We start from the raw sequence: 24365 nt of genomic DNA, 5'->3' as shown, positions 1-24365 counted from the left end.
CTTTCACGATAGGAATAGTCTATGTAGCTCGGTCAGCCACGGCACCGCGACCGCGAGCGTCGGGACCACCAGCACGGTGGCGGCCGCGACGTAGGCGCCCAGCGAGAGCCACCCGCTGTTGGGTCGTCCGGAGAGTCGGCGTACCCGGATCACCGTGCTGGGCCCGCCGGCTGCCAGCGCGCCCGAGGGTGTCGGTCCGGCCGCGCAGGCGACCAGCGCGCGAGCCAGGGGAGCGGGGCCCGCGGTGCGCACCGCGGCGTCGTCGGCGAGCAGCTCGACGAGCAGCCGAACCGCGGCCAGTGCGCTGCCGCTGCGGACGAAGCGGGGAAAAGCGGTGTGCACGGCGATGAACGCCTCCAGCACCAGATCGTGGCGAGCGCGCAGATGGGCGCGCTCGTGGCTGAGGATCGCCACCAGTTCGGCGTCGCTGAGGGCGGCCAGGGTGCCTTCGCTGAGCACCACCCGGCTGCGTACCCCGGGCAGGCAGTAGGCCAGCGGCTCGGACACGTGCAGCACCCGCAACCCGTTCATCCCATGGCGGCAGTCCCCGAGCAGGTCGACCACCATGCGGTGGTGCGCCCGGCGCCGGCGAGTGGCCACGGCGACCTGCACACCCGCCAGGATCAGGCGCGCGCCGATCAGCAGGGTAACGGTGAAGACCAGGACATAGCCCAGCCAGAGCGGCCAGCCGAGCGCCGCGATTTCGCTGGTGATCGTCGCGGTCGGCCGGCCGTCGGGTCCGGGGGCGAACAGCCGGGCGGCGATAGCGAGACCGGCACTGAACGCGGACAGTACTGCGGCGACAGCGATCGACTGCCACAACACGATTGCCGCTCGAGGCGCCCGCATTGGCCACGACGCCCGCGCCAGCACCGCCGGCACGGGGCCGACGAGCGTCAAGGCGAGGAGAGTGAAGGCCAGCGCGGACACGCTGCCATTTTCCCTCAGGTCAGGGGTGCGCCGCCAGTGGGCCAGGGTGAACGGTGTTTGGCTTCCAATTCCGACAGTGCCCGGCGCAGTGCGGCGGCCTCGTCGGCGCCGACCCGCTCGACGAAATGGACCAGCGCGGCCTGGCGGCCACCGGAGTCAGAGGCCTGGTCCAGGGCGTCGACCATCAGACCGGCCACCAGCTCATCGCGGCCGTGCACCGGGGCATACTGGTGGGCTCGGTCGTCGCGGATCTGGGAGACCAGGTTCTTGCGCGCGAGCCGTTGGAGCACCGTCATCACGGTGGTGTAGGCGAGATCCCGTTCCGCACAGAGCGCCTCATGGACCTGGCGGACCGTCAACGGCTCGCCTGCGGCCCACAGATGGTCCATCACCGCGCGTTCAAGTTCGCCGAGACGAGTCAACTTGGGCATTTCCGTTCATCTCCGTTGCTGTGAGTCAAGGGTACTCCCGGTTACTACCGCGCGTCGTATCCAACTTTGCGGGTTAACTCCCGGCGGCACCGTCGGTGTTCCCGGGCTTTTGCCTGGTTACCCGAAAATCGCAGGCCACCGGCCACGACACCGCCCTAGTTGTGACAGCACTCACATAAGGCAAGGCTGTACTGACCACTGTAACTTATGGTTAGGCTTACCTAAATTACAGAGGAGGTGCCGTGACCACAGCCGTGGTGGACCCGTTGATCAGCACCATGACGATTCGCCGCATGGTGCCTCTGCACGAATCCAGCCGTCGGCTGCGCCGGCTGAGCCCGGACGCTCCCCGGGTGCACGGCGTGGCCGTCTTGGCCGACCTCTCCCGGCGGCGGTGGTGGCCGCTGGAGTCGGTGCTGACCACCGACCGGCTGGCCGACATGTTCGAGGCCGCGGCCGCCGAACTCGGCAATCGTCGCGCCGTCGCCCACCAACTGGCGGCCACCTTCACCCATGCCGTGTTGGGCCGGGTTGTGACCCTGCTGGTGCTCGAGGGCCGGGCCTGGGACGCCGGGCCCGGAAATCTGTGGATGCACGTCGACTCCGAGGGGGCGATCGACTGGACGGCGGTGGTGGACCCCACGCTGCGGGTGCTGCCCGACGATCCGGCCACCTCCGACGTCGTCCGGCTGCCCAACGAGCCCGCCCTGGCCACCTGGATGGCGCACCGCTGCCATCGCTCGCTGGCGCCGATTTTCGACCAGCTGTACCAACTGAGCCGGGGCGCGCTGACCCAGGCGGCTATGTGGCAGATGGTCGGCTCGGCCGTGATCATCACCGCCACCCAGGTGCCGCTGCTCACCGGCGGTGGCGAGCTCACCTCTATGCGGCGAGGTCAGGCGGTTCTCGATGCGCTCGCCGGGTTCGGCCTGCCCGTGCGTGCGTTGGGCCCGCCGGCGCGTAGGCCTTGTAACTTAGGCAAGCCTTGCCTAGTGTAAGAACATCGAACGAGCGGACCGCGCCGGAGTCCTGAGGGCTGCAGAGACCCCCGGTCCATCCCGAGGACGGGCCCCGCGTTTCACACGCGGGGTCCGTCCCTCATTCGGGCCGGCCGGCTGGTGTAAACACAGATGCGTGCAATCAGAGCCCACGCCAACCGAGCTGATCGATTTCGCCGCCCCCTTCGACGCGCAGCTCGGCCTGGTGTTCACCGAGCTGACCCCCGACGGCGCCAAGGCGCAGCTGGAGGTGTTGCCCAAGCTGCTGCAGCCCGTCGGCATCGTCCACGGCGGTGTCTACTGCGCGATGGTCGAGTCGATGGCCAGCTCGGCAGCCTACGTCTGGCTTGCCGCCAACGGCGGCGGCAACGTCGTGGGGGTCAACAACAACACCGACTTTCTGCGGGCCATCACCGAGGGCACCGTCTACGGTGTCGCGGAGCCGGTGCATCGCGGCCGGCGCCAGCAGCTGTGGCTGGTGACGATCCGCGACGACAAGGACCGCCTGATCGCCCGCGGTCAGGTGCGGTTGCAGAATCTGGAGCCCGAGCCGCCGCCGCGCTAGGCATCCCCGTCGATCTGCCCGCAGCCGCCACTCATGGCAGGATCGCGCTCTATGCGACTCACACCGCATGAAACCGACCGGCTGCTGATCTCCTACGCCGCCGACCTCGCCCGCCGGCGGCAGGCACGTGGGCTGAAGCTGAATCACCCCGAGGCGGTCGCGCTCATCACCGACCACGTCCTGGAAGGCGCGCGCGACGGCCGGACCGTGGCCGAGCTGATGGTCAGCGGCCGCGACGTGCTCTCCCGTGCCGAGGTGATGGAGGGCGTGCCCGAGATGTTGCACGACGTGCAGGTCGAGGCCACCTTCCCGGACGGCACCAAGCTGGTCACCGTCCACCACCCGATCCCGTGAGCCTCTGGAGGGCAGCATGATTCCCGGCGAGGTCTTCCTCGGCGACGGCGATATCGAGATCAACGCCGGCGCCCCCCGTATCGAGTTCGACATCGTCAACACCGGCGACCGGCCGGTGCAGGTCGGCAGCCATGTGCATCTGCCGCAGGCCAATGCCGCGCTGTCGTTCGATCGCGCGGCCGCCCACGGACACCGGTTCGATATTCCCGCCGGAACCGCGGTGCGCTTCGAACCCGGTGTGGCGCAGCGGGTTCGCCTGGTGCCACTGGCGGGTTCACGTGAGGTGCACGGCCTGAGCCTGAACCCGCCCGGAAAGCTGGACCGCCAGTGACCGCGCTCTCGCGGGCGCGTTACGCCGCCCTGTTCGGCCCCACGACGGGCGATCGCATCCGGCTGGCCGACACCGACCTCATCGTCGAAATCACCGAAGATCGCAGCGGTGGGCCCGGTCTGGCCGGCGACGAAGCGGTCTTCGGTGGCGGCAAAGTGCTGCGCGAGTCGATGGGCCAGGGTCGGGCCACCCGCGCCGACGGCGCCCCCGACACCGTCATCACCGGTGCGGTGATCATCGACTACTGGGGAATCATCAAGGCCGACATCGGAATCCGTGACGGGCGCATCGTCGCGATCGGCAAGGCGGGCAACCCCGACATCATGTCCGGCGTGCACCCCGACCTGGTGGTGGGCCCGTCGACGGAGATCATCGCCGGTAACGGCCGCATCCTCACCGCCGGCGCCATCGACTGCCACGTGCACCTGATCTGCCCGCAGATCATGCAAGAAGCCATCGGCGGCGGCATCACCACCATCATCGCCGGCGGTACCGGGCCCGCCGAAGGCTCCAAGGCCACCACCGTCACGCCCGGCGGCTGGCACCTGGCGCGGATGCTGGAGTCGATGGACTCTTGGCCGCTCAACGTCGCACTGCTGGGCAAGGGAAATACCGTCAGCCACGAGGCCATGTGGGAGCAATTACGTTGCGGTGCAGCCGGTTTCAAACTGCACGAGGACTGGGGTACCACTCCGGCGGCGATCGACGCCTGCCTGACGGTGGCCGAGGCGGCCGGGGTGCAGGTCAACATCCACACCGACACGCTCAACGAGGCCGGCTTCGTCGAGGACACCCTGGCCGCGATCAAGGGCCGCAACATCCACGCCTATCACACCGAAGGCGCCGGCGGTGGGCACGCACCCGACATCATCACCGTGGCCGCCGAGTCCTACGTGCTGCCCAGTTCCACCAATCCGACCCGCCCGCACACCGTCAACACCCTCGACGAGCATCTCGACATGCTGATGGTCTGCCATCACCTCAACCCCGCCGTCCCCGAGGACCTGGCGTTCGCCGAAAGCCGCATCCGGCCGTCGACCATCGCCGCCGAGGATCTGCTGCACGACCTGGGCGCGATCTCGATGATCGGCAGCGACGCCCAAGCCATGGGCCGCATCGGTGAGGTGGTGCTGCGCACCTGGCAGACCGCCCACGTGATGAAGCGCCGGCGCGGCGCCCTGGAGGGCGACGGTGCGGCGGACAACAACCGGGTGCGCCGCTACGTCGCGAAGTACACCATCTGCCCGGCCGTCACCCACGGGATCGACCACGAAGTCGGCTCGGTGGAGGTCGGCAAGCTGGCCGACCTGGTGCTCTGGGAACCCGCGTTCTTCGGTGTGCGCCCGCATGCGGTGATCAAGGGCGGCATGATCGCCTGGGCGGCGATGGGCGACGCCAACGCCTCGATCCCCACCCCGCAGCCGGTGCTGCCGCGCCCGATGTTCGGTGCCGCACCGGCCGCCGCGGCGGCGACCTCGGTGCATTTCGTCGCCCCGCAGGCCATCGAGGACGGCTTGGCCGACCGGATCGCGGTCAACCGGAAGCTGGTCGCGGTCGGCAACGTGCGGGCGGTCGGGAAGGCCCAGATGCCACTCAACGACGCCCGGCCGCGCATCGAGGTCGACCCCGACACTTTCACCGTCCGCATCGACGGCGAGGTGTGGGCCGAACAACCCGCCACCGAACTTCCGATGGCACAGCGCTACTTCCTGTTCTGATGGCTACGCATTCCCCGTCGCTGAGCACCCTGCTGACCCTGTCCGATTCGCGGTTGCCGACCGGGGGACACGTGCACTCCGGCGGCGTGGAGGAGGCGGTGACCAGCGGCCTGGTCGTCGACCTCACCACGCTGGAGGCCTATCTGCGCCGCCGCATCCGCACCAGCGGCTTGGTTGGCGCCTCCATCGCGGCCGCGGTGCATCGCGGTGATCTCACCGACGCCGACGCCGACGCCGAAACCGATGCCCGCACACCGGCGCCGGCGGCCCGGCAGGCCTCGCGCGCGCAGGGCCGCGGGCTGCTGCGGCTGGCCCGCCGGGTCTGGCCGGCCCCGGCCCAGGACTGGGGTTGGGACGCGCTGGGGGCACGGCCGCACCTGGCCGTGACGGCGGGCCGGGTCGGCATGGTCAGTGGGATGGACCCCGAGCAGACCGCGCTGTCGACCGTCTACACCACGATGACCGGCACGGCCACCGCCGCTCAGCGGCTGCTGGCACTCGACCCGACCGATGTCGCGGCCCTGACGTTCACCCTGGCCCCGCTGTGCGAACAGACCGCCCACGACGCGGTCGCCGGGCCGGCCGACCTGTCCGACCCACTGCTCGACGAGCTGGCTCAGCGCCATGCTCAGCGTGAGCGTCCACTGTTCTTCTCCTGAAAGAAGCACCATGCCACCACATTTCATCTCTTCTGGTTCGGCGGGCGAACCGCACACCCATGCCGACCGTCCGAAACGCGTCCGCCTGCCCGGTGAGCCGCTGCGCATCGGCATCGGCGGACCGGTCGGCTCCGGGAAGACGGCTCTGGTGGCCGCGCTGTGCCGACAGCTGCGCGACGAGCTGTCGCTGGCGGTGCTGACCAACGACATCTACACCACCGAGGACGCCGACTTCCTGCGCCGGCACGCCGTGCTTCCGGACGACCGGATCGCGGCCGTCCAGACCGGCGGCTGCCCGCACACCGCGATCCGCGACGACATCACCGCCAACCTCGACGCCATCGACGACCTGATTGCCGCTCACGATCAGCTGGACCTGATCCTGGTCGAATCCGGCGGGGACAACCTGACCGCGACGTTCTCCTCGGGGCTGGTCGACGTGCAGATCTTCGTCGTCGACGTGGCCGGCGGCGACAAGGTGCCCCGCAAGGGCGGACCGGGGGTGACGTTCTCCGACCTGTTGGTGGTCAACAAGACCGATCTGGCTCCGCTGGTCGGCGCTGACCTCGACGTGATGCGCCGCGATGCCGGCAAGGTCCGCGACGGTCGCCCGACCGTGCTGATCTCACTCACCGAGGATCCGGCTGCCTCCCCGGTACTGACATGGGTGCGTGAGCAGCTGCGCGTCCACCAACCGGCCTGAGTATCCGTGCGGTCCGATGTCCTCGTGGTGGCGCAGCCGGGACTGCTGCCCCGCATCGAATGCCACGGCGGAATCGCCGCCCGGGGCACCGAACCGGACACCGTGCACCTGGTGTCGAAGGCTGCCACCCCATTGGGCGGTGACTCCATCGCGATCCGGGTCGTCGTGGAACCCGGTGCGCGCCTGCGGCTGCGCACCGCGGCAGCCACCATCGTGTTGCCCGGCGCGGGCAGCCGGGAATCATGGGCCCGTTGGGATCTGGAGGTCGGCGGCGAACTCGACGTCGACCCGGAGCCGACGGTGGTGGCCGCCGACGCGCGCCATCTCAGCGAGGTCCGGGTCTGCCTGGCCGGCGCGGCCCGGCTGCGGATCCGCGAGCGGGTGCAGATCGGCCGCTCCGGTGAGAGCGAGGGGTGGTGGAGCGGCGCCCTGCACGCCGACGCCGACGATGTTCCGCTACTGCGGCACCGGGTGGAACTGGGGCCGGGCTCAGTGGCCGACGACGCCCTCGGCACCCCGCTGGCCGTGGTGAGCGAACTGCACTATCCCGAGCCGGCCACGGACGCCGCCGGGACCACCATGGCGCTGGCCGGCGGCGGCAGCATCTCGACTTGGCAGGGCGCGCGGCTCTACTCGTGACGGCCAGCCAGCGACAGCGCCAGCCTGGCACCGCCGAGCGGACTTGTTTGCAAAGATGCTGTGCCGCCGTGTAATTCGGCTTGCTGGGCGACTAGCGCCAAACCCAGTCCCGATCCGGAGCGGGACGCCGTCGAGCCGCGGGAGAACCGCTCGAAGACGGCGTCGCGCTCATCTTCGGGGACTCCGCTGCCGTTGTCGTCGATGGTGATCTGGACCCCGTCGACTGAGCTGGCCACCGCCAGCCGCACCTCGGTGGCTCCGCCGTGCTTGACCGCATTGGCGATCGCGTTGTCGATCACCAGCCGCAGCCCGACCGGCAGTCCGACCATGAGCACGGCCGGTGACGGTACCAGCGACGCCTTCAGGTCCGGGTAGATGCGTTCGGCATCATGGGCGGCGCGGTCGAGCAGCTCGGTGACGTCGAACGGGACGAAGTCGTCGGCGGTGGTGAGTTCACCCTGGGCCAGGCGCTCCAGCGCGGTCAGAGTGGCCTCGATGCGGCTCTGGGTGCGGATGACGTCGCCGATCACCTCGTTGCGCTGGTCGGCAGCCAGGTCCAGGGTGGCCAGCACCTCAAGGTTGGTGCGCATCGCGGTCAGCGGGGTGCGCAGCTCGTGGGAGGCCACCGCGGCGAAATCCCGCGCCGACTCCAGCGCCGCCCTGGTGCGGGCCTGCTCGTCGCCGATGCGGGCCAGCATGCCCTCCACGGCCTCGGCGATCTCGACGGCCTCCTTGACCCCCCGCACCTGCACCTCGTCGGGATTGGACTGCGCGTTGATGGCGCGGGCCTGCTGGGCCAGCACCCGGAACGGGTTGATCATGATCAGCGAGATCAGCCAGCCGACGACGACGGTGCCGGCGATGACCCCGGCGCAGATCAGCAGCACCCGCAGGTGCAGCTCGGCGATCCGGCGCTGGGTCTCGGCCAGCGGCGCGCCGAGCGCGATCGACGCGCCGGCCACCGAGAAGGTCCGCACCCGGTACTCGACGCCGTCGATGGTGGTGTTGGCATAGCCGTTGCCCAGCTCGGGCAAGACGATGTCGGCGGGCACCGACATCGCCAGCCCACCGCCCACCCGGACCGTGCGTACCAGGTTGCCGTCCGGGGTGGGCGTGCCGACCCCGCCGGGGCCGGCGGTGGACAGCAGGGAACTGAAGTCGCCGAGGCTGCTGACCGAGTCCAGCCGGCGGTCGAGCTGGCTGTACTGGTCGTGGGTGACGCCGACCCACACCCAGGTGCCCAAGGTGAGAACCAGCACGACTACCGACAGCGCCGCAACGATGACGATGGTGCGCAGCGAGAGCATGCGGTTGGGCAGCCGCTGCAGCACGCGGTAGACGATCTCGTCGGGCTTCACCACCACGGCCAAGCACCTGGACTCGGCGTGCGGTGCAGGCGGGCGAACATCACGCCGACCACCCTATGGTGCCGGCCGCGCCCCGCTGAGTGCGACGCGGTCAGGCCACGCCGGGAGCCAACGGGCGCTGACCGAGTCCGCAACGAGCACGGAAATCGGTCGACGGCTGCCGGATCCCATCCAGGTCGGCCCGAACCTGCGGGTTGGCGTCCAGGTACTGCTGGGTCTGCGCGCCGATCTGAGCCTTGGGCAGCCCCTGCAGTCCGGTGAAGAACCCGTTGACGTCGGGGTGGGTGAACAGATAGGCGGACATGGCCGCCGACACGCCGGCCATGATGCCGGTCATGTCGGCGGTGGTGCAGTTGGGCGGCGGCGGGTCGGCCGCGGCGGGGCCCGCCACGCTCAGCAACACCGCGCCGGCGCCAACCGCTGCCGCAGCTGCACGACGCACGGTACGACGTGATGTCATCGGGCCCCCTCGCTATGAGTATGTCTTCGCCGATCATGCTAGGGCAGCATGTGGGCGTCCAGTGTGATTTCGCGTGCGCTCACGGCCAATTCCCAGCGCACGCAATGGCTCACGCCTCAGGAGGCGGCTTTCTCGTCCTCCACCGTCGCGGCGATCTCTTCGAGTTGCTCGATCCGTGTCCGCGCATAGGCCTGCTGTTCGGTGATGGTGAGCTGGCCGCGGTGGCTGCCGATGAACGTGCTGATCCAGGACATGGCGGTGGTGAGACGCGCCTTGAACCCGACCATGTAGATCAGGTGCAGGAACAGCCAGGCCAACCAGGCGAAGAAGCCACTGAATTCGATCTTGCCGACCTTGGCGACTGCCGAGTATCGGGAGATGGTGGCCATGGAGCCCTTGTCGAAGTACTCGAATGGCTCCCGCGCGGCCGGGTCGGCGCCCTTGAGCTCGGCCTTGATCAGTTTGGCGGCGTAGCGGGCGCCCTGGATGGCGCCCTGGGCCATCCCGGGAACTCCCTCGACGAAGGCCATGTCGCCGACGACGAACACGTCGGGGTGGCCGGGGACGGTCAGGTCGGGCAGCACCTTGACCCGGCCCGCGCGGTCGATCTCGGCCCCGGATTGGTCGGCGATCTGCTTGCCCAGCGGGCTGGCCGACACGCCGGCAGACCACACCTTGGTGGCGCACTCGATGCGGTCGATCGTGCCGTCGGTGCGCTTGATGCTGATGCCGTTGCGATCGACGTCGGTGACCATTGCGCTGAGCTGGATCTCGACACCCAGCTTCTCCAACCGGGCCGCCGCCTTCTTACCGAGCTTCTCACCCATCGGAGGCAGCACCGCGGGGGCGGCGTCGAGCAGGATCACCCGCGCCTTGGTGGAGTCGATGTGGCGGAAGGCGCCCTTGAGCGTGTGGTCGGCCAGCTCGGCGATCTGACCGGCCATCTCCACGCCGGTGGGGCCCGCGCCGACGACGACGAAGGTCAGCAGCTTCTCCCGGCGAACCGGATCGCTGGACCGTTCAGCCTGCTCGAATGCACCCAGGATGCGACCACGCAGCTCCAGAGCGTCGTCGATGGATTTCATGCCCGGCGCCCACTCGGCGAAGTGGTCGTTGCCGAAGTAGGACTGGCCGGCGCCGGCGGCCACGATCAGCGTGTCGTAGGGGGTGCGGTAGGTGTGGCCCAGCAGGATCGAATCGACCGTCTTGCTGGCGAGGTCGATGTTGGTCACCTCGCCGAGCAGCACCTGGCAGTTCTCCTGGTCACGCAGCACCACCCGGGTGGGCGGGGCGATCTCGCCTTCGGAGATGATGCCGGTCGCCACCTGGTACAGCAGCGGCTGGAACAGGTGATGGGTGGTCTTGGCGATGAGCTTGATGTCGACGTCGGCCCGCTTGAGCTTCTGGGCGGCGTTCAGCCCGCCGAAGCCGGATCCGATGATGACGACCTTGTGCTTATCCGACGGAGTCGCACCGGGGTGGGTCATTGTTGCTCGCTCCTCAACGACGTGCGCGGGACAACCCCTACGGTAGTCGCCCCGCGGGCAGACTTCGCATCAGTCCCCGCTAGGACGACGTGATGTGTGCCACCGCAGCCGCTAGGAACCCAGGCTCCCGGGTTGGTGCCCCGGCGACGGCGGTGACGCGGCAGGCGTGACGGGCGCCGTCAGCCGAAGTTGGCGAGCGCGCCGCGTCCCACGTGCACGGTCTGGCCGGTGATGTGCCGGGCCGGCGGAGTGGTCAGGAACAGCGCCAGGCGGGCGATCTCCGCCGCCACCGACGGCGGCGTCGAGGACAGCCCGTCGTAGGACGGCTCGGCGCTGCGGCCGCAGGCCACCGTGTTGATGGTGATACCCCGGGTGCCGAAGTAGTCGGCCTGTCCTGCAGTCCAATTCGACAATGCCGCCTTGACGGCGGCATCCGCGCTGCCTTCCCGGGGGTTCTCCGGGACGACGGTCACGATGGATCCGCCGGAGCGCAGGTGATCGCCGATGTTCTGCACCAGCAGCACAGCCGACAGGACGGTGGCGTCCAGTGCGGTGCGCCATGCACTGGCGGTGTCGGGCAGCGTGTACGTCCGCGGGTCGCCGCCGGCCCAGGCCGGGGCGGGCACGTGGACGATGGTGTCGAGGTGATGCGGGAACTCGGTCCGGGTCTCGGCGAGTGCCGCCGGGTCGGTGCTGTCGCACACGATCGCGTCGACCTCGAGTTCCTTGGCGGCCACCTCGAGATCGTCGCGGCGGGCGCCGCTGATGACGACTCGGTGGCCGGCATCGCGGAAGCCTTCCGCGATGGTGCGACCCAATTCGGTATCACCGCCGGTGACCAGCACATCCATCGCCATTGACCTCCTCGTGGCACGCCATGGGCGAGATCCCATGCGAGTTGGCGTCGATCGGAAGGAAATGTTACTGGACAGTAGCTACAGGTGCTAATGCGGTAACGACACGATCCGGACACGACGTGCCGATTCGCCCTAGGGTGTGACGGATGAGGCGGAGCGGCGCACGCAGGTCAGCGCCTCCGTTGCCCCGCTGGGTGTACGCCGCGGCGGCCCTGGGCGCCGCGTTCGTGCTGCTGCCGCTGGTGTCGATGGCGGCCAGGGTGGACTGGACGCATTTCTGGGCACTGGTCACCAGCACGGCCTCACAAGCGGCCCTGCTGCTGAGCCTGCGCACCGCGGCGGCCAGCACGGCACTGTGCCTGCTGCTGGGCGTGCCGATGGCCCTGGTGCTGGCCCGCAGCGACGGACGGCTGGTCCGCACCCTGCGTCCGTTGATCCTGCTGCCGCTGGTGCTGCCACCGGTGGTCGGCGGCATCGCCCTGCTCTACGCATTCGGTCGGGTGGGTCTGCTGGGGCACTACCTGGAAGCCGCCGGGATCCGGATCGCGTTCACCACGACCGCGGTGGTGCTGGCGCAGACGTTCGTGTCGCTGCCGTTCCTGGTGATCGCGTTGGAGGGGGCGGCGCGAACGGCCGGGGCGGACTATGACGTCGTGGCCTCGACGCTGGGGGCGACCCCGGGGACCGTGTGGTGGCGGGTGACCCTGCCGCTGCTCGCACCGGGCCTGGTGTCGGGTGCGGTACTGGCCTTCGCCCGCTCGCTGGGTGAGTTCGGCGCGACGCTGACGTTCGCCGGATCGCGGCAGGGCGTCACCAGGACATTGCCGCTGGAGATCTATCTGCAGCGCGAGAGTGATCCGGACGCCGCTGTCGCGCTGTCCCTCCTGCTGGTCGTAGTGGCCGCGGTGGTCGTGCTCGGGCTCGGTGCGCGCCGGTTGTCCGGCTGGACCGGCAGGTGAGCCCCGATGGCTGAGCTGCAGTTCGCGGCCACGGTGACCCGGCGGCAGCTCGATGTCGCATTCCAGGTCGGGGCCGGGGAGGTGCTGGCGGTGCTGGGCCCCAACGGGGCCGGGAAGTCAACGATGCTGCACGTCATCGCCGGTCTGCTGCAGCCCGATACGGGCGTGGTGCGGGTCGGCGGGCGGACCCTCACCGACACCACGGCCGGCGTCCAGATGGCCACCCATGGGCGACGGGTGGGTCTGCTGATGCAGGATCCACTGCTGTTTCCCCACCTGAGCGTGCGGGCCAACGTCGAGTTCGCGCCGCGCAGCCACGGGACCGGGCGGGCGCAGGCCCGCCGGGAGGCCGCAGCGTGGCTGGACAACGTCGGCCTGGCCGAGTTGGCCGGGCGCAAGCCCCAGCAGTTGTCCGGCGGGCAGGCACAGCGGGTGGCGATCGCCCGGGCACTGGCCGCCGAACCGGAGGTCCTGCTGCTCGACGAACCGCTGGCCGGTCTGGACGTGGGCGTTGCGGCGTCGGTGCGGGGCCTGCTGCGGTCGGTGGCGTCGGCCGACGGTCGCGCCACCGTCCTGGTCACCCACGACCTGCTCGACGTGCTGACCCTGGCGGACCGGGTGCTGGTGCTGGAGGCGGGCAGGGTCGCCGAGATCGGTCCGGTCGGCGACGTCCTGGCCGCGCCACGCAGCGTCTTCGGCGCGCGCATCGCCGGGGTCAACGTGGTTCGAGGCGTGCTGGCCGGATCGGCGGCCGTGCGCGCCGCGAACGGAACGCTGTGGCACGGCAGGCAGGCCGAAGACCTGTCTGTTGGGGCCGCCGCCGTCGCGGTGTTCTCGCCGGCCGCCGTCGCGGTGTACCGCGAGCTGCCGCACGGCAGTCCGCGCAACAGCGTGCAGGTCTGCGTCGGGGAGTTGGACGCCGACGGTGCCCGGGTGCGGGTGCGGGGCGAGGAGCAGTCCGACGGCTCGCCCGGCTTGGCCGCCGACATCACCGCCGACTCTGCGGCCGCGCTTCGGCTCGGCGCGGGCGATCGGGTGTGGTTCACCGTCAAGGCTCAAGAGGTTGCGTTGCACGCCGCGGCGCGGCCGGCTGTGGACTCGCTGGGAACCTGACCTGCCCACAGGCGGGCGCCCCGCCCAGCTACCCGCCCACGACCTGCGTGAATGCCGAAATTTGTGGGCTGGTCACAGCCCCGTTGGGTGCCACATCGTGAGCAGGCCACACTTGCGTCACGGCTGTAACACGGTAGGTTCATCGCCATGACGCAGCCGGACCCGATTTCGCGACGCCCGGGCCTGTGGACGGCGTTCGCGGTCACCGCGGTGACCGCCGCCAGCGCTGTCACGATCGCCCTGCCGTCGACGTCGGCGCTCGCGGATCCCGCGACACCGACACCCACGACGACGGCCGCCCCGGCCGCACCCGTCGCCCCGGCCGCGCCGCCGGCAACCGAGGTTCCACCGGCACCGGTGGACCCGAACGCGCCGGCGCCCGCACCGGTGGATCCCAACGCACCGGCGCCCGCACCGGTGGACCCGAACGCACCGGCGCCCGCACCGGTGGACCCCAACGCGCCCCCGCCCGCACCGGCGCCGGCACCTGAACCGGGCCGCGTGGACAACGCCACCGGTGGATTCAGCTACCTGCTCCCGGCCGGCTGGACGGTGTCGGACGCCTCGCGCCTCAACTACGGTCAGGCGCTGCTGAGCAAGCAGACCGCACCGGCAGAGAACGGCCAGCCCGCGCCGACGGCCAACGACACCAGCGTCATCCTGGGCCGGCTCGACCTGAAGCTGTTCGCCGGCGCCGAACAGGACAACAGCAAGGCCGCGATCCGGCTGGCCTCGGACATGGGCGAGTTCTTCATGCCGTTCCCCGGGGTGCGGATCAACCAGCAGAGCGGTGCGCTGCAGGCCGGTGACATGCCCGGTTACTTCTCGTCCTACGAGGTGAAGTTCACCGACACCACCAAGCCCAACGGTCAGATCTGGGCCGGCGTGGTAGGCACCGTTGCACCCAACGCTCCCAAGGAGCTGCGCAACCAGCGCTGGTTCGTCGTGTGGCTGGGTACCGCGAAGGATCCGATCGACCCTGCCGCCGCCAAGGCGCTGGCGGAGTCCATCCGGCCGTACTCGCCGCCGCCTCCGCCCGCTCCGGATCCCAACGCACCGGTTGTCGACGCCCCGCCGCCGACCGCGGGTGGCCGGATTCCGCTCGGGGTGCCGGTTCCGGTGGAGACACCGGTTCCCGGAATGACACCTGGCACGTAGGTGATCGTGGCCGTTTCGACCGGTCATTCGTTACCTGACGGCGGTATACCAAAGAGATAGCGGCCAGCATCGACGCTGGCCAGCGACTCGGAGGAGACCGTGATGGACGTGCTGGCAGCGACCGAGTTCCTCGCCCGTTCAACGACACTGACCAGTGTCGGCTGGATCGGCTACATCATCATCGGCGCGCTCGCCGGCTGGATTGCCGGCAAGATCGTCAAGGGCGGTGGCTCGGGCATCCTGATGAACATCGTCATCGGCGTGATCGGCGCCCTCATCGGTGGCTTTCTGCTGAGCTTCTTCCTGAACACCGCCGGCGGCGGCTGGTGGTTCACGCTGTTCACCGCGATCCTGGGTTCGGTGATCCTGTTGTGGATCGTCGGCATGGTGCGCAAGCGCTAGCCGGCAGCCGGGTCAGCCGTCGGCCTCGAGCGGCACTCCGTCGAGGCGGGCGGCCACGTCGGACAGCGGCCGCCGCGGCGTCGCCGGCAGCGGGTCGGCGTTGAGGGCGGCCCACCCGACCCGCAGCAGCATTTGCGGAAAGCCGTCGCCGCCAAGCAGTTTCGTCCGGACCTCGTCGCGGGTGGCCGCGATCTCGAGCGGTTCGGTGAGCGGGCAGCTGGCCAATCCCAATGCCGTGGCCGTCAACAGCACCACCCCGGTGGCCTCGCCCGCGCGTAGCAGCGCGAGCGGGTCATCGGTGGGTGTGGCCAGCACCAGCACCACGCCGGCGTCATCGCGAGCCTCCACGCCGCTGGGCTGATTCAGAACCGGATTGGCGAACACCCGCGCCGGGAATCTGCCCTGTCGCTGCGAGGCGGGGGTGTTGCGGGCGGGCACTCCGGCCGGAGTGCCGTGCCGGCCGCTCCACATCGACAGTTCGGCCAGATACTCCGGGTCGCTGATGTGCTCCCGCACGGCGTGCGCGACCACCTGCGCCAGGTCGCCCACCTCCTCCACCCGTCGCAGGGCGACGCCCGCGCGCGCGGCGCGCGCGGCCATCAGCGCGATGTCGCCGCTGGGGACCGGCCAGGAGGAGAACCATCGCCGGTCGGTGCGCCGTCGCGGTATCGCTGCGGCCAGCGCGATGTCCTGCTCGTTGAGCGCCGGCCCGATGATCTGCACGCTGGCCAGGTGATCGGGATCGGCCGGGTTGGGAAAGCGGTGGACCTCGCAGGCCCAGCCGAGAGCCGACAGGGCGACGGTGAAGTGTTGCAGCGCAACGCCGCAGCTGAGCATCAAATCGCGCCGGCCCGGATCGATGCGGGGCAGGTGCCGGGCCGGGTCGGCGTAGAGGTGGACGCTCTCCTCACCGACTCGCCAGCGCCACGGCTGGGAATTGTGCACCGATGGTGCGCGGACCGCCAGCGCCAGCGCCGCTTCGACGGTCGCCTTGTCGGGCAGTTCCTTGTCCATGCTCGCTCCTTGCCGAACCAGTCGTTATCCGTTCCACCGTCACACCGAATTCCGGTCGGGCACAGGCTCCGAAAGGCCCCGATCGGGTGCCATAGGTCCCTTGCCGGGCGGGGCGCGCTCGCGGCTGCGGGACCGGCGTTGCACGATGGGGGGATGCCGACTCGACCGACCACCATGCGCGCCTGGCGGGTGCGCCGGCCCGGCCCGATGCGAAGCGGGCCGCTGGAGTTGGACATCGCGGCCGCAGTGCCGGAGCCGGCTGCCGGCGAGCTGCTGGTCGCGGTGCGCGCCTGCGGCGTGTGCCGCACCGATCTGCACGTCACCGAGGGCGACCTCGCGGTGCATCGCCCGCACGTGACGCCCGGCCACGAGGTGGTTGGCGAGGTTGTCGGGATGGGGCCGGATGTCGGCGAGGGTTTCGCGGTGGGGGACCGGGTGGGCATCGCCTGGCTGCGCCACACCTGTGGGGTGTGCGACTACTGCCGGCGCGGCGCCGAGAATCTGTGCCCGAACTCCCGCTACACCGGCTGGGATGCCGACGGTGGCTACGCTGACTTTGCCACTGTGCCTGCTGATTTCGCGCACCGGCTGCCGGCGGGCTACACCGACAGCGAGTTGGCGCCGCTGCTGTGCGCCGGGATTATCGGCTACCGTTCGTTGCTGCGCGCCGAGCTTCCGGCCGGGGGGCGGCTGGGCCTGTACGGGTTCGGCGGTAGTGCCCACATCACCGCGCAGGTCGCGCTGGCCCAGGGTGCGGAGGTCCACGTCATGACACGGGGTGCCGACGCGCGGGAGTTGGCGCTGGCCCTCGGTGCGGCCTCGGCGCAGGGGGCGGCCGACCCGCCGCCGGTCAAACTCGACGCCGCCATCCTGTTCGCTCCGGTGGGCGAGCTGGTGCTGCCGGCCCTGGAGGCGCTGGATCGGGGCGCAACGCTGGCGATCGCGGGCATCCACCTCAGTGACATTCCGCCGTTGAACTATCAGCGGCATCTGTTCCAGGAACGCCAGGTCCGGTCGGTCACGTCGAACACGCGCGCCGACGCCCGGGAGTTCCTGGCTTTCGCCGCGCGGCATCACATCGAGGTGACGACCCCGGAATATCCGCTGGCACAGGCCGACCGGGCATTGACCGACCTGGCCGAGGGGCGCATTGCCGGCGCCGCGGTGCTGGTGCCCTGAGCGTCTCAGAGCGCGGCGAGTACCCCGCGTAGTTCGGCGGCGAGGCTGCCGCGGCCGTGGCGATACAGCGGCCCGGCGCCGTCGGAGAGCATCATTCGCAACCGAGCCATGCCGCGGGCGCGCACCGGACGCGGGGAGTGCAGCAGCAGCGTGATGTCGTCGACCACGTCTCGGCAGAGGGTCAGGCGCTCGGGGTGCACGGGGATGCGGGCGGAGTAGACCGCACGGGCATGGTCCATGTCGGCCACGGCGTGCCGAAGGGTGTGGGCCAGCGCCTCCCGTTCCTCGGTGGAGGTCAGCCGGGCCATGTGCAGAGCCAGCGGGCTGCCGGGCAGCGGCACGATCCCGGCCTCGACGTCCCGGTCGAGGCGGCCGGCGAACACCCGGGATCGCAGCCGGGTGGCCAGGGTGGCGCGGGGGTGAACATCGGCCGAACGGGGCGCCTCGTAGCTACCCTCGGCCTGGATATTGGTGTGAAAATCGTTGTGCCCCATGGGCGTTTCCTGTTCCGAGTCAGCCTCTTCGCCTTCTCTGATGACCAACTAAAACGCTACACCGGTCGCGCGTGACCAGTCAAGTTGATTTACCGGTCACGCGCTTCTATGGTGGTGGTATGACGCCGGCATCGGGTGACTGGGCGGGAGACGCCGAGTCCAAACCGGCACCCGGGCCGCTGGCCCGCGTGCAGGCACTGGTCAACACCATCGACCTGGAATCCGGTGCCGACCGGCTGGCCCAGCCCGTCGATGCCGACCCGTGGCTGCGAACCCACGGTCTGCGCAGGCACGGCCAGGCACCCAGCGCCGAGGAGCTGGACGTCATCCGCGCGGTGCGGGAGGCGCTGCGCGCCATGCTGCTGCACAACGCCGGCGGCCCAGTGCCGACCGCCGAACAGCTCGCGCCGCTGAGCCGGATCACGCAGGCCGCCGTCGCCCGCGTGCAGCTCGGCGCCGACGGCACCGTCCGGGTGGCCGCCGATCACGCCCTCGACTCCGTCGACGGCTGGCTGCTCGCACTGCTGTTGGTGGTCTGCGACGCGCAGCGCGACGGAACCTGGACGCAGCTGAAGGCGTGCGGCAACGACGACTGCCGATGGGCGTTCTACGACCGCTCCCGCAACCACGGCGGAACCTGGTGCGACATGGCCTCGTGCGGCAACAAGCTGAAGAACCGAGAGTTCCGGGCCCGGCGCGGCCGGCGCTGAGCGGCGCTCAGGTCAGGTCGACAGGTGCCATACCAGCGCGGCCGCCAGGGCACCAAGGCCATTGAGTGACCAGTGCAGCGCGATCGGCGCGATCAGGCTGCCGCTGCGCCGCCGAAGCCAGGTGAACACGAAGCCGGCGGCGCCGGTGGCTATGACGGCCATGGTGACCCCGGCGAGCATACCGAAGACGCCTCCGCCGAAGATTCGGGTGAAACCGACGTTGCTGCTGGTCAATCCCAGCGACGTGGTGATGTGCCACAGGCCGAACAGCAGCGAGCCGGCCGCGGCCACCCCGCGAAAGCCCCAGGCCCGGTCGAGCGCACCGTGCAGTACCCCGCGGAAAGCGAGTTCCTCGGGGATGACGGTCTGCAGCGGGATAATGATCATCGAGGCGACCAGTGCCCCCGACAGGGTGGCGTAATGGTTGTTCAGGAACAGCGGCCGAGTCCAGGGCAGCAGCGCCCCGACGGCGATGACGGTCAGGACCAGCAACACCGCCCCGGCGGCGTACAGCGCGCCGGATTTCCAGTGTTCGCGGCCCAGTCCCAGCTCGGCCCAGCCCAGCCCTCGTGAGCGCACCAGCAATAGCAGGCCGACCGCCGCGGCGGGCACCACGGCGACGTTGGCCCAGGGCGTGGTGAAGTGGGCGATCAGGTTGGTGATGGCCAGCATCACGACGACGATGCCGATGTCGACGTAGACGCGGAAGTGGTGCAGCGCGGCCAACTGGGCTACCGACGCCGGCGGCCCGGCGTCATCGAGGAGCGCGGGGTGGGGTTGCGCGACCGCCGCGCTCAGATCAGACATTTGCTCTCTATTGTACGCGCGCCCAAGAGCCAGGCCGGGCAACTATTCGTTGTCACCGCCGGTAGCTGCGGTGGCAGCGACCGACGAGTCGATCTGTACTTCGCGGGCACCGGGCCACACCCAGTCGCGCACCTCGGGGATGTCGTCGCCGTGGGCCCTGGTGTACTCGCGCGCGGCCAGCCGCTTGTCCACCATCTGCTGGCGCAGCGTGGCGCAGGTGGAACCCAGGCCCGGGACGCGGTCCACGACGTCGATGACCAGGTGGTAGCGATCCAGGTCGTTGAGCATCACCATGTCGAACGGCGTGGTGGTGGTGCCCTCCTCCTTGTAGCCGCGGACGTGGATGCGGCTGTCGTTGCTGCGCCGGTAGGTCAACCGGTGGATCAGCCAGGGGTAGCCGTGGTAGGCGAAGATGACGGGCTTGTCCGGGGTGAAAATCATGTCGAACTCGCGGCTGGACATCCCGTGCGGATGTTCGGTGTCGTCCTGCAGTCGCATCAGGTCGACGACGTTGACGAAGCGGACTTTCAGCTCCGGCAGGTGCTGACGCAGCAGGTCCACGGCCGCGAGTGCCTCCAGGGTCGGGACGTCACCGGCGGCGGCGATCACCACGTCGGGGTCCTCGCCCAGCGTCTCGTTGCCGGCCCATTCCCAGATGCCCACGCCGCGGGTGCAGTGCGCGATCGCCTCGTCCATGGTGAGGAAGTTGGGGTGCGGCTGTTTGCCGGCGACGACGACGTTGACGTACTGGCGTGAGCGCAGGCAGTGGTCGTAGGTGGACAGCAGGGTGTTGGCGTCCGGCGGCAGGTACACCCGCACGACCTCGGCGCGCTTGTTCACGACATGGTCGATGAATCCGGGGTCCTGGTGGCTGAAGCCGTTGTGGTCCTGCCGCCACACATGGCTCGACAGCAGGTAGTTCAGGCTGGCGATCGGCCGCCGCCACGGGATGTGGTCGGTGACCTTGAGCCATTTGGCGTGCTGGTTGAACATCGAGTCGATGATGTGGATGAAGGCTTCGTAGCAGTTGAACAGGCCGTGCCGGCCGGTCAGCAGATACCCCTCCAGCCAGCCCTGGCACTGGTGCTCGGACAGCATCTCGACCACGCGCCCGGCACGGACCAGGTGCTCGTCGACCTCGGGGGAGAAGAACTCGGCGTTCCACTGTTTACCGGTGACCTCGAACACGGCTTGCAGCCGGTTCGAGGCGGTCTCGTCCGGCCCGAAGATCCGGAAGTTGTCCGGGTTGAGCCGGATCACCTCGGTCAGCCACTGCCCGAGTACCCGGGTCGCTTCGGCGATGGTGGCACCCGGCGCGGGCACGTCGACGGCGAAGTCACGGAAATCCGGCAGCCGCAGATCCTTGAGCAGCAGCCCGCCGTTGGTGTGCGGATTCTCGCTCATCCGCAGCTGGCCCGGCGGCGCCAGGGCCGCGATCTGCGGGTCCAGCTTGCCGTCGGCGTCGAACAACTCCTCGGCCCGGTAGGAGGCCAGCCAGTCGGCGAGCACCTGCAGGTGCTCGGGGGTGTCGCGGGCGCTGGCCAGCGGGACCTGGTGGGCGCGCCAGGACCCGGTGGTCTTCTTGCCGTCGATATACGCCGGGCCGGTCCAGCCCTTCGGGGTGCGGAACACGATCATCGGCCAGGCCGGGCGCTCGTCGCCGGGCTGGGCCTTGATCTCAGCGATGGTGTCGAGCACCTCGTCGAGCAGCGCGGCGAACCGGCGGTGAGCGTCGGTGTGATCGGTTGCGCCTCCGGGCCCCGCGGTGTCGGGCACATCGAAGAAGAAGGGCAGGTGCCCGTAGCCGATCATCAGGCTGCGCAGTTCGTCTTCGGGGATGCGGGCCAGCACCGTCGGGTTGGCGATCTTGTAGCCGTTGAGATGCAGGATCGGCAGCACCACACCGTCGTGGGCGACGTTGAGGAACTTGTTGGAATGCCAACTGGTGGCCAGCGCGCCCGTTTCGGCTTCGCCGTCACCGACGACGGCGACGACCAGCAGGTCCGGATTGTCGAAGGCCGCGCCGTAGGCGTGCGACAGCGCGTACCCCAGCTCGCCGCCCTCGTGGATGGATCCCGGTGTCTCCGGGGCCACGTGCGAGGGGATGCCACCCGGGAACGAGAACTGACGGAATAGCCGGCGCAGCCCTTCGGCGTCCTGGGTGATGTCGGGGTAGGTCTGGCTGTAGGTGCCGTCCAGATAGGCGTTGGCCACCAGACCGGGGCCGCCGTGGCCGGGCCCGGTGACGTAGATGGTGGACTGCTCGCGCTCCTTGATGGCGCGGTTGAGATGGGCGTAGAGGAAGTTGAGTCCCGGCGTGGTGCCCCAGTGACCCAGCAGCCTCGGCTTCACGTCCTCCCGCGACAGCGGCGTCCGCAACAGTGGGTTATCCAGCAGATAGATCTGCCCGACCGACAGGTAGTTGGCCGCCCGCCACCAGCCGTCGAGCTGGGCGATGGTGTCGTCACTGACCGGCGCGCCCCCGGATGGTCGCCAGGCAACAGTCCTTGTCGGGTCCATAACCTCCATCAAACCCCGAACCGGGCGGCCGTGCCTGTGGGGCACCGTTTGTTCACACGCGGTTCCCACCCTTCCTGGTGTCCGGGGCGACTCGATTACGCTGACCGACGTGCTGGGCTTCGCGTTGCCGCAATTCGGTGAATCCGCCCACGCCGACGTGGCCCGATTCGCCTCGACCGCCGAGCAACTCGGCGCCGACAGCCTCTGGGTGGGTGACCGACTGCTCGCGGCGGTGGATCCGTCGGTCGGCTACGGCGGCGCCGATACCATCCCGGAGAACTTCCGGGCCTGCCTGGACCCCTTCACCGCCATTGCCGTCGCCGCGACAGTGACGACGTCGGCGCGGCTGGGCTTCAGCGTGCTGGTGGCGCCGTGGTATCCGCCGGTCCAGCTGGCCCGCCAGCTCACCAGCCTCGACGTGGTGAGCCGTGGCCGGTTGCTCCCGGGGTTCGGTATCGGCTGGTCACCGGAGGAGTACCAGGCCGCCGGCGCCCCGTTCGCCGGCCGCGGTGGCCAGCTCGACGAGTGCCTCGATGCCCTTGAAGCGCTGTGGATGACCGACCCCGTCGAGTTCCGGGGTGATCGCGTCAGCATCCCGCCGTCGTGGGTGGGCCTCAAACCGGTCCAACGGCCGCGCCCGCCCATCTACTTGGGGGCATGGTCGGCCGCCGGGGTGCGCCGGATCGGTCGCCGCGCCGACGGGTGGCTCGCCGTCGTCGGCGTCCCCGGTGGGGTCCGCGTCGACGTGCTGGATGCCCAGCGCCGGGCGATCGACGACGCCGCACACGCGGCCGGGCGCGATCCGTCCGCCATCCACACCCACGTCCGTATCAACGTCAAGGCCGGTACCCCGGTCGAGCAGGTCGGAGATGCTGTGAAATTGTTGCGGGACAACGGCTATCACGATGCCTTTGTCGACATGCTGTATGCGGTCGTCGGTACCGACGCGCAGCTCGAGTGGGTCGAGCGGCTGCTGGCGGTGGACGCATGAGTTGCCCTGTGTCAAGCCGCCCGGTGTTGTTCTTGGTTGAGCAGTATTTGGAGGGCGCGATGTTTGGCGGGGTCGTAGGCGATTTCGTCTTGCCAGCAGTGCCAGATGATGTAGAGCCAGGCGCGAGCGAGGATGCGGACGGCGTGGGGGTGGTCGTGTCCTCGGGCGATAGCGCGGGTGTAGACGTCGGCGGCCCAGGGGTTGGCGCGTCTGCTGTCGCCGGCGAAGTCGGTGACAGCGTCCCGGAGTTGTTTGTCTGCAGCCCAACGGAATCCGACGTGTTTGACTTTGCCGGACTGGCGGGTGGAGGGCGCGACACCGGCCAGGCAGGCCAACGATTCGGGGGTGGGGAAGCGGGCGCGGCAGTCCCCGATCTCGCTGAGCAGTCTGGCGGCACGCACGGTGCCCGAGCGGGGCAGGGACGTGAAGATGTGCGCGTCGGCGTGGGCGGCGAGTTGGTCGGCGATGCTGTCGTCGAGGACGGCGATCTGGGCGTTGAGCGCGGTCAGGGTCGCGACGAACGCACCGGTGATCGCGGCGCCGGTGACCTCGTTGGTGGCGCGGGGAGCAGCGGTCAATCGGCGGTGCAGCTCGCGGGGATCAGTGCGGCCGCTGTAGCCGACGCCGGCCAGCCAGGCGCTCAGGCGGGTGACCGAGAGCCAGTCGGCCCGTTGCTGGCAGTCGAAGCGGGCCAGGAACGCCAGGCTGATCGGGCTGTCGATCGCGGCGAACAGGCCCACGGCACCGGGAAACACGATCTTCAGATGTGCGCGCAGCTGGTTGGCCACCGCGACCCGGTGGGCGACAAGGTCTTTGCGGGCACGACAGGTCTGGCGCAGGGAGACGGTGGCCGGGGTGTCGGGCAGCAGCGGGGCCAGCCGTGCTCGGTCGGTGCGCAGAGTGTCGGCCAGCACGAACGCGTCGAAGCGGTCGTCCTTGTTGCCGGCCGAACCGTAGCGGCCGCGCAGGTTCTTGACCTGGTTGGGGCTGATCACCACGACCGTGACACCGGCGTCGAGCAGGGTGTCCACGACCGGCCCGTCCGGGCGTTCGATCGCAACCTCCCGCACGCCGGCGCGCTCGAGCACGGCGAGCAGCTCGCGCAGTCCGGCCGCGTTGTGAGTGATCGTCTTGCGGGTGACTTCGCGGCCCTTGGCGTCGACGATCGACAGAGCGTGATCGTCACGCGCCCAGTCGATGCCGCAGGTGATGCCGTTGACGGGTTCCGTCGGCAGGGTGTTTCGGGCAGACTTCATGACAGCCTCCTCGCTGCTAAGCCCAGTGGGGAGGCACCCTCGTGTGGTACCGGGGCACGACTGCTCGTTCGCTCACTGTGCGGCGCTCGGAGGCGCTTAGCCCTGTCGACGGTCGGCGTGCCCCGGGTAACCGCTGGCCCCCGCAGAACTCATGCTGGACGTCAGATGCGTCGAGCAAGCAGGGCGATGAACCAGCAGCCACCTCGGGTGCATCGGCAATCCATCCAAGATCACCGACACACCGGATGGTGCACCAGAAAACC

The 24365-nt window shown here is 69.7% G+C and carries 26 protein-coding genes; 15 read left to right on the top strand and 11 right to left on the bottom strand.

Annotation, left to right across the window (positions count from 1 at the left end):
* Nucleotides 1-3: 3 nt before the first annotated feature.
* Both ADBZ9K_RS04670 and ADBZ9K_RS04665 read right to left on the bottom strand, forming a co-directional pair.
* Nucleotides 4-930 (bottom strand): M56 family metallopeptidase, encoded by a 927-nt coding sequence (locus ADBZ9K_RS04670; RefSeq protein WP_526618820.1) that lies wholly within the window; start codon nt 928-930, stop codon nt 4-6.
* 14 nt (nt 931-944) lie between these two features.
* Nucleotides 945-1361, bottom strand: a complete 417-nt coding sequence (locus ADBZ9K_RS04665) for a BlaI/MecI/CopY family transcriptional regulator (protein ID WP_526618818.1) — start codon at nt 1359-1361, stop codon at nt 945-947.
* A gap of 242 nt (nt 1362-1603) precedes the next feature.
* Here ADBZ9K_RS04665 and ADBZ9K_RS04660 point away from each other — a divergent pair, with 242 nt between their 5' ends.
* The 8 genes from ADBZ9K_RS04660 (at nt 1604) to ADBZ9K_RS04625 (ending at nt 7328) form a co-directional block, all read left to right on the top strand.
* The gene (locus ADBZ9K_RS04660; protein WP_526618817.1) at nt 1604-2359 is read left to right on the top strand and encodes an iron reductase; all 756 of its coding nucleotides are present in this window, start codon (nt 1604-1606) and stop codon (nt 2357-2359) included.
* A gap of 136 nt (nt 2360-2495) precedes the next feature.
* Nucleotides 2496-2924, top strand: a complete 429-nt coding sequence (locus ADBZ9K_RS04655; RefSeq protein WP_526618816.1) for a PaaI family thioesterase — start codon at nt 2496-2498, stop codon at nt 2922-2924.
* A gap of 51 nt (nt 2925-2975) precedes the next feature.
* Entirely contained in the window at nt 2976-3278 is a 303-nt protein-coding gene (locus ADBZ9K_RS04650; RefSeq protein WP_526618815.1) for an urease subunit gamma, read from the top strand.
* Nucleotides 3279-3294: 16 nt separating this feature from the next.
* The gene (locus tag ADBZ9K_RS04645) at nt 3295-3609 is read left to right on the top strand and encodes an urease subunit beta (protein WP_526618813.1); all 315 of its coding nucleotides are present in this window, start codon (nt 3295-3297) and stop codon (nt 3607-3609) included.
* Entirely contained in the window at nt 3606-5327 is a 1722-nt protein-coding gene (locus tag ADBZ9K_RS04640) for an urease subunit alpha (protein WP_526618811.1), read from the top strand. Before ADBZ9K_RS04645 ends, ADBZ9K_RS04640 begins: the two co-directional genes overlap by 4 nt.
* Nucleotides 5327-5986: an urease accessory protein UreF gene (locus ADBZ9K_RS04635; RefSeq protein ID WP_526618809.1), complete on the top strand. Its 660-nt coding sequence runs from the start codon at nt 5327-5329 to the stop codon at nt 5984-5986. The genes ADBZ9K_RS04640 and ADBZ9K_RS04635 overlap by 1 nt, the downstream gene beginning before the upstream one ends.
* 10 nt (nt 5987-5996) lie before the next feature.
* On the top strand, nt 5997-6689 hold the full coding sequence (gene ureG / locus ADBZ9K_RS04630) for an urease accessory protein UreG (protein WP_526618807.1): 693 nt from the start codon (nt 5997-5999) through the stop codon (nt 6687-6689).
* Nucleotides 6690-6695: 6 nt separating this feature from the next.
* Entirely contained in the window at nt 6696-7328 is a 633-nt protein-coding gene (locus tag ADBZ9K_RS04625) for an urease accessory protein UreD (RefSeq protein WP_526618805.1), read from the top strand.
* Here the strand turns inward: ADBZ9K_RS04625 and ADBZ9K_RS04620 are convergent.
* From ADBZ9K_RS04620 to ADBZ9K_RS04605, 4 genes are all read right to left on the bottom strand, one after another.
* Complete coding sequence (locus tag ADBZ9K_RS04620; protein ID WP_526620732.1) at nt 7319-8635, bottom strand: sensor histidine kinase; 1317 nt, start codon at nt 8633-8635, stop codon at nt 7319-7321. The genes ADBZ9K_RS04625 and ADBZ9K_RS04620 overlap by 10 nt on opposite strands.
* Nucleotides 8636-8786: 151 nt before the next feature.
* Nucleotides 8787-9155 carry a hemophore-related protein gene (locus ADBZ9K_RS04615; RefSeq protein ID WP_526618803.1) on the bottom strand — a complete coding sequence of 123 codons (369 nt, stop codon included), beginning with the start codon at nt 9153-9155 and terminating at the stop codon, nt 8787-8789.
* A gap of 116 nt (nt 9156-9271) precedes the next feature.
* Complete coding sequence (gene ndh / locus ADBZ9K_RS04610) at nt 9272-10642, bottom strand: type II NADH:quinone oxidoreductase Ndh (protein ID WP_526618800.1); 1371 nt, start codon at nt 10640-10642, stop codon at nt 9272-9274.
* A gap of 179 nt (nt 10643-10821) precedes the next feature.
* Nucleotides 10822-11499, bottom strand: a complete 678-nt coding sequence (locus tag ADBZ9K_RS04605) for an SDR family oxidoreductase (RefSeq protein WP_526618798.1) — start codon at nt 11497-11499, stop codon at nt 10822-10824.
* A gap of 146 nt (nt 11500-11645) precedes the next feature.
* Here ADBZ9K_RS04605 and ADBZ9K_RS04600 point away from each other — a divergent pair, with 146 nt between their 5' ends.
* The 4 genes from ADBZ9K_RS04600 (at nt 11646) to ADBZ9K_RS04585 (ending at nt 15131) form a co-directional block, all read left to right on the top strand.
* Nucleotides 11646-12458 carry an ABC transporter permease gene (locus ADBZ9K_RS04600; protein WP_526618797.1) on the top strand — a complete coding sequence of 271 codons (813 nt, stop codon included), beginning with the start codon at nt 11646-11648 and terminating at the stop codon, nt 12456-12458.
* 6 nt (nt 12459-12464) lie between these two features.
* Nucleotides 12465-13571, top strand: coding sequence for a sulfate/molybdate ABC transporter ATP-binding protein (locus tag ADBZ9K_RS04595; RefSeq protein ID WP_526618795.1), 1107 nt, complete (start codon nt 12465-12467; stop codon nt 13569-13571).
* Between the two features lie 147 nt (nt 13572-13718).
* Nucleotides 13719-14729 (top strand): APA family fibronectin-binding glycoprotein, encoded by a 1011-nt coding sequence (locus ADBZ9K_RS04590; RefSeq protein WP_526618793.1) that lies wholly within the window; start codon nt 13719-13721, stop codon nt 14727-14729.
* 102 nt (nt 14730-14831) lie between these two features.
* Nucleotides 14832-15131: a GlsB/YeaQ/YmgE family stress response membrane protein gene (locus ADBZ9K_RS04585; RefSeq protein WP_526618792.1), complete on the top strand. Its 300-nt coding sequence runs from the start codon at nt 14832-14834 to the stop codon at nt 15129-15131.
* Between the two features lie 12 nt (nt 15132-15143).
* On the opposite strand, the gene ADBZ9K_RS04580 is transcribed toward ADBZ9K_RS04585, so the two are convergent.
* The gene (locus ADBZ9K_RS04580) at nt 15144-16145 is read right to left on the bottom strand and encodes a nitroreductase family protein (RefSeq protein WP_526618791.1); all 1002 of its coding nucleotides are present in this window, start codon (nt 16143-16145) and stop codon (nt 15144-15146) included.
* 153 nt (nt 16146-16298) lie between these two features.
* On the opposite strand from ADBZ9K_RS04580, the gene ADBZ9K_RS04575 reads away from it, so the two are divergent.
* Nucleotides 16299-17324, top strand: a complete 1026-nt coding sequence (locus ADBZ9K_RS04575) for a zinc-binding alcohol dehydrogenase family protein (protein ID WP_526618790.1) — start codon at nt 16299-16301, stop codon at nt 17322-17324.
* Nucleotides 17325-17329: 5 nt separating this feature from the next.
* On the opposite strand, the gene ADBZ9K_RS04570 is transcribed toward ADBZ9K_RS04575, so the two are convergent.
* The gene (locus tag ADBZ9K_RS04570; protein WP_526618789.1) at nt 17330-17818 is read right to left on the bottom strand and encodes a hypothetical protein; all 489 of its coding nucleotides are present in this window, start codon (nt 17816-17818) and stop codon (nt 17330-17332) included.
* 119 nt (nt 17819-17937) lie between these two features.
* Here ADBZ9K_RS04570 and ADBZ9K_RS04565 point away from each other — a divergent pair, with 119 nt between their 5' ends.
* The gene (locus ADBZ9K_RS04565) at nt 17938-18528 is read left to right on the top strand and encodes a CGNR zinc finger domain-containing protein (protein ID WP_526618788.1); all 591 of its coding nucleotides are present in this window, start codon (nt 17938-17940) and stop codon (nt 18526-18528) included.
* Nucleotides 18529-18540: 12 nt separating this feature from the next.
* Here ADBZ9K_RS04565 and ADBZ9K_RS04560 read toward each other — a convergent pair whose 3' ends face one another.
* A complete protein-coding gene (locus tag ADBZ9K_RS04560) occupies nt 18541-19335 on the bottom strand; it encodes a CPBP family intramembrane glutamic endopeptidase (RefSeq protein ID WP_526618786.1) in 795 nt (264 codons plus the stop codon).
* A 42-nt stretch (nt 19336-19377) separates the two neighbouring features.
* A complete protein-coding gene (locus ADBZ9K_RS04555; RefSeq protein ID WP_526618784.1) occupies nt 19378-21855 on the bottom strand; it encodes a phosphoketolase family protein in 2478 nt (825 codons plus the stop codon).
* 109 nt (nt 21856-21964) lie between these two features.
* Between ADBZ9K_RS04555 and ADBZ9K_RS04550 the strand changes: the two genes are divergently transcribed.
* Entirely contained in the window at nt 21965-22846 is an 882-nt protein-coding gene (locus ADBZ9K_RS04550; RefSeq protein ID WP_526618783.1) for a TIGR03619 family F420-dependent LLM class oxidoreductase, read from the top strand.
* 11 nt (nt 22847-22857) lie between these two features.
* Here the strand turns inward: ADBZ9K_RS04550 and ADBZ9K_RS04545 are convergent, their stop codons facing one another.
* A complete protein-coding gene (locus ADBZ9K_RS04545; protein WP_526617886.1) occupies nt 22858-24102 on the bottom strand; it encodes an IS110 family RNA-guided transposase in 1245 nt (414 codons plus the stop codon).
* Between the last annotated feature and the right edge of the window lie 263 nt (nt 24103-24365).

The organism is Mycobacterium sp. (assembly GCF_965229265.1).
Lineage (GTDB): Bacteria > Actinomycetota > Actinomycetes > Mycobacteriales > Mycobacteriaceae > Mycobacterium.
Note: the sequence above shows the minus strand (reverse complement) of the source record. Positions and strands in the feature narration are given on the sequence as shown.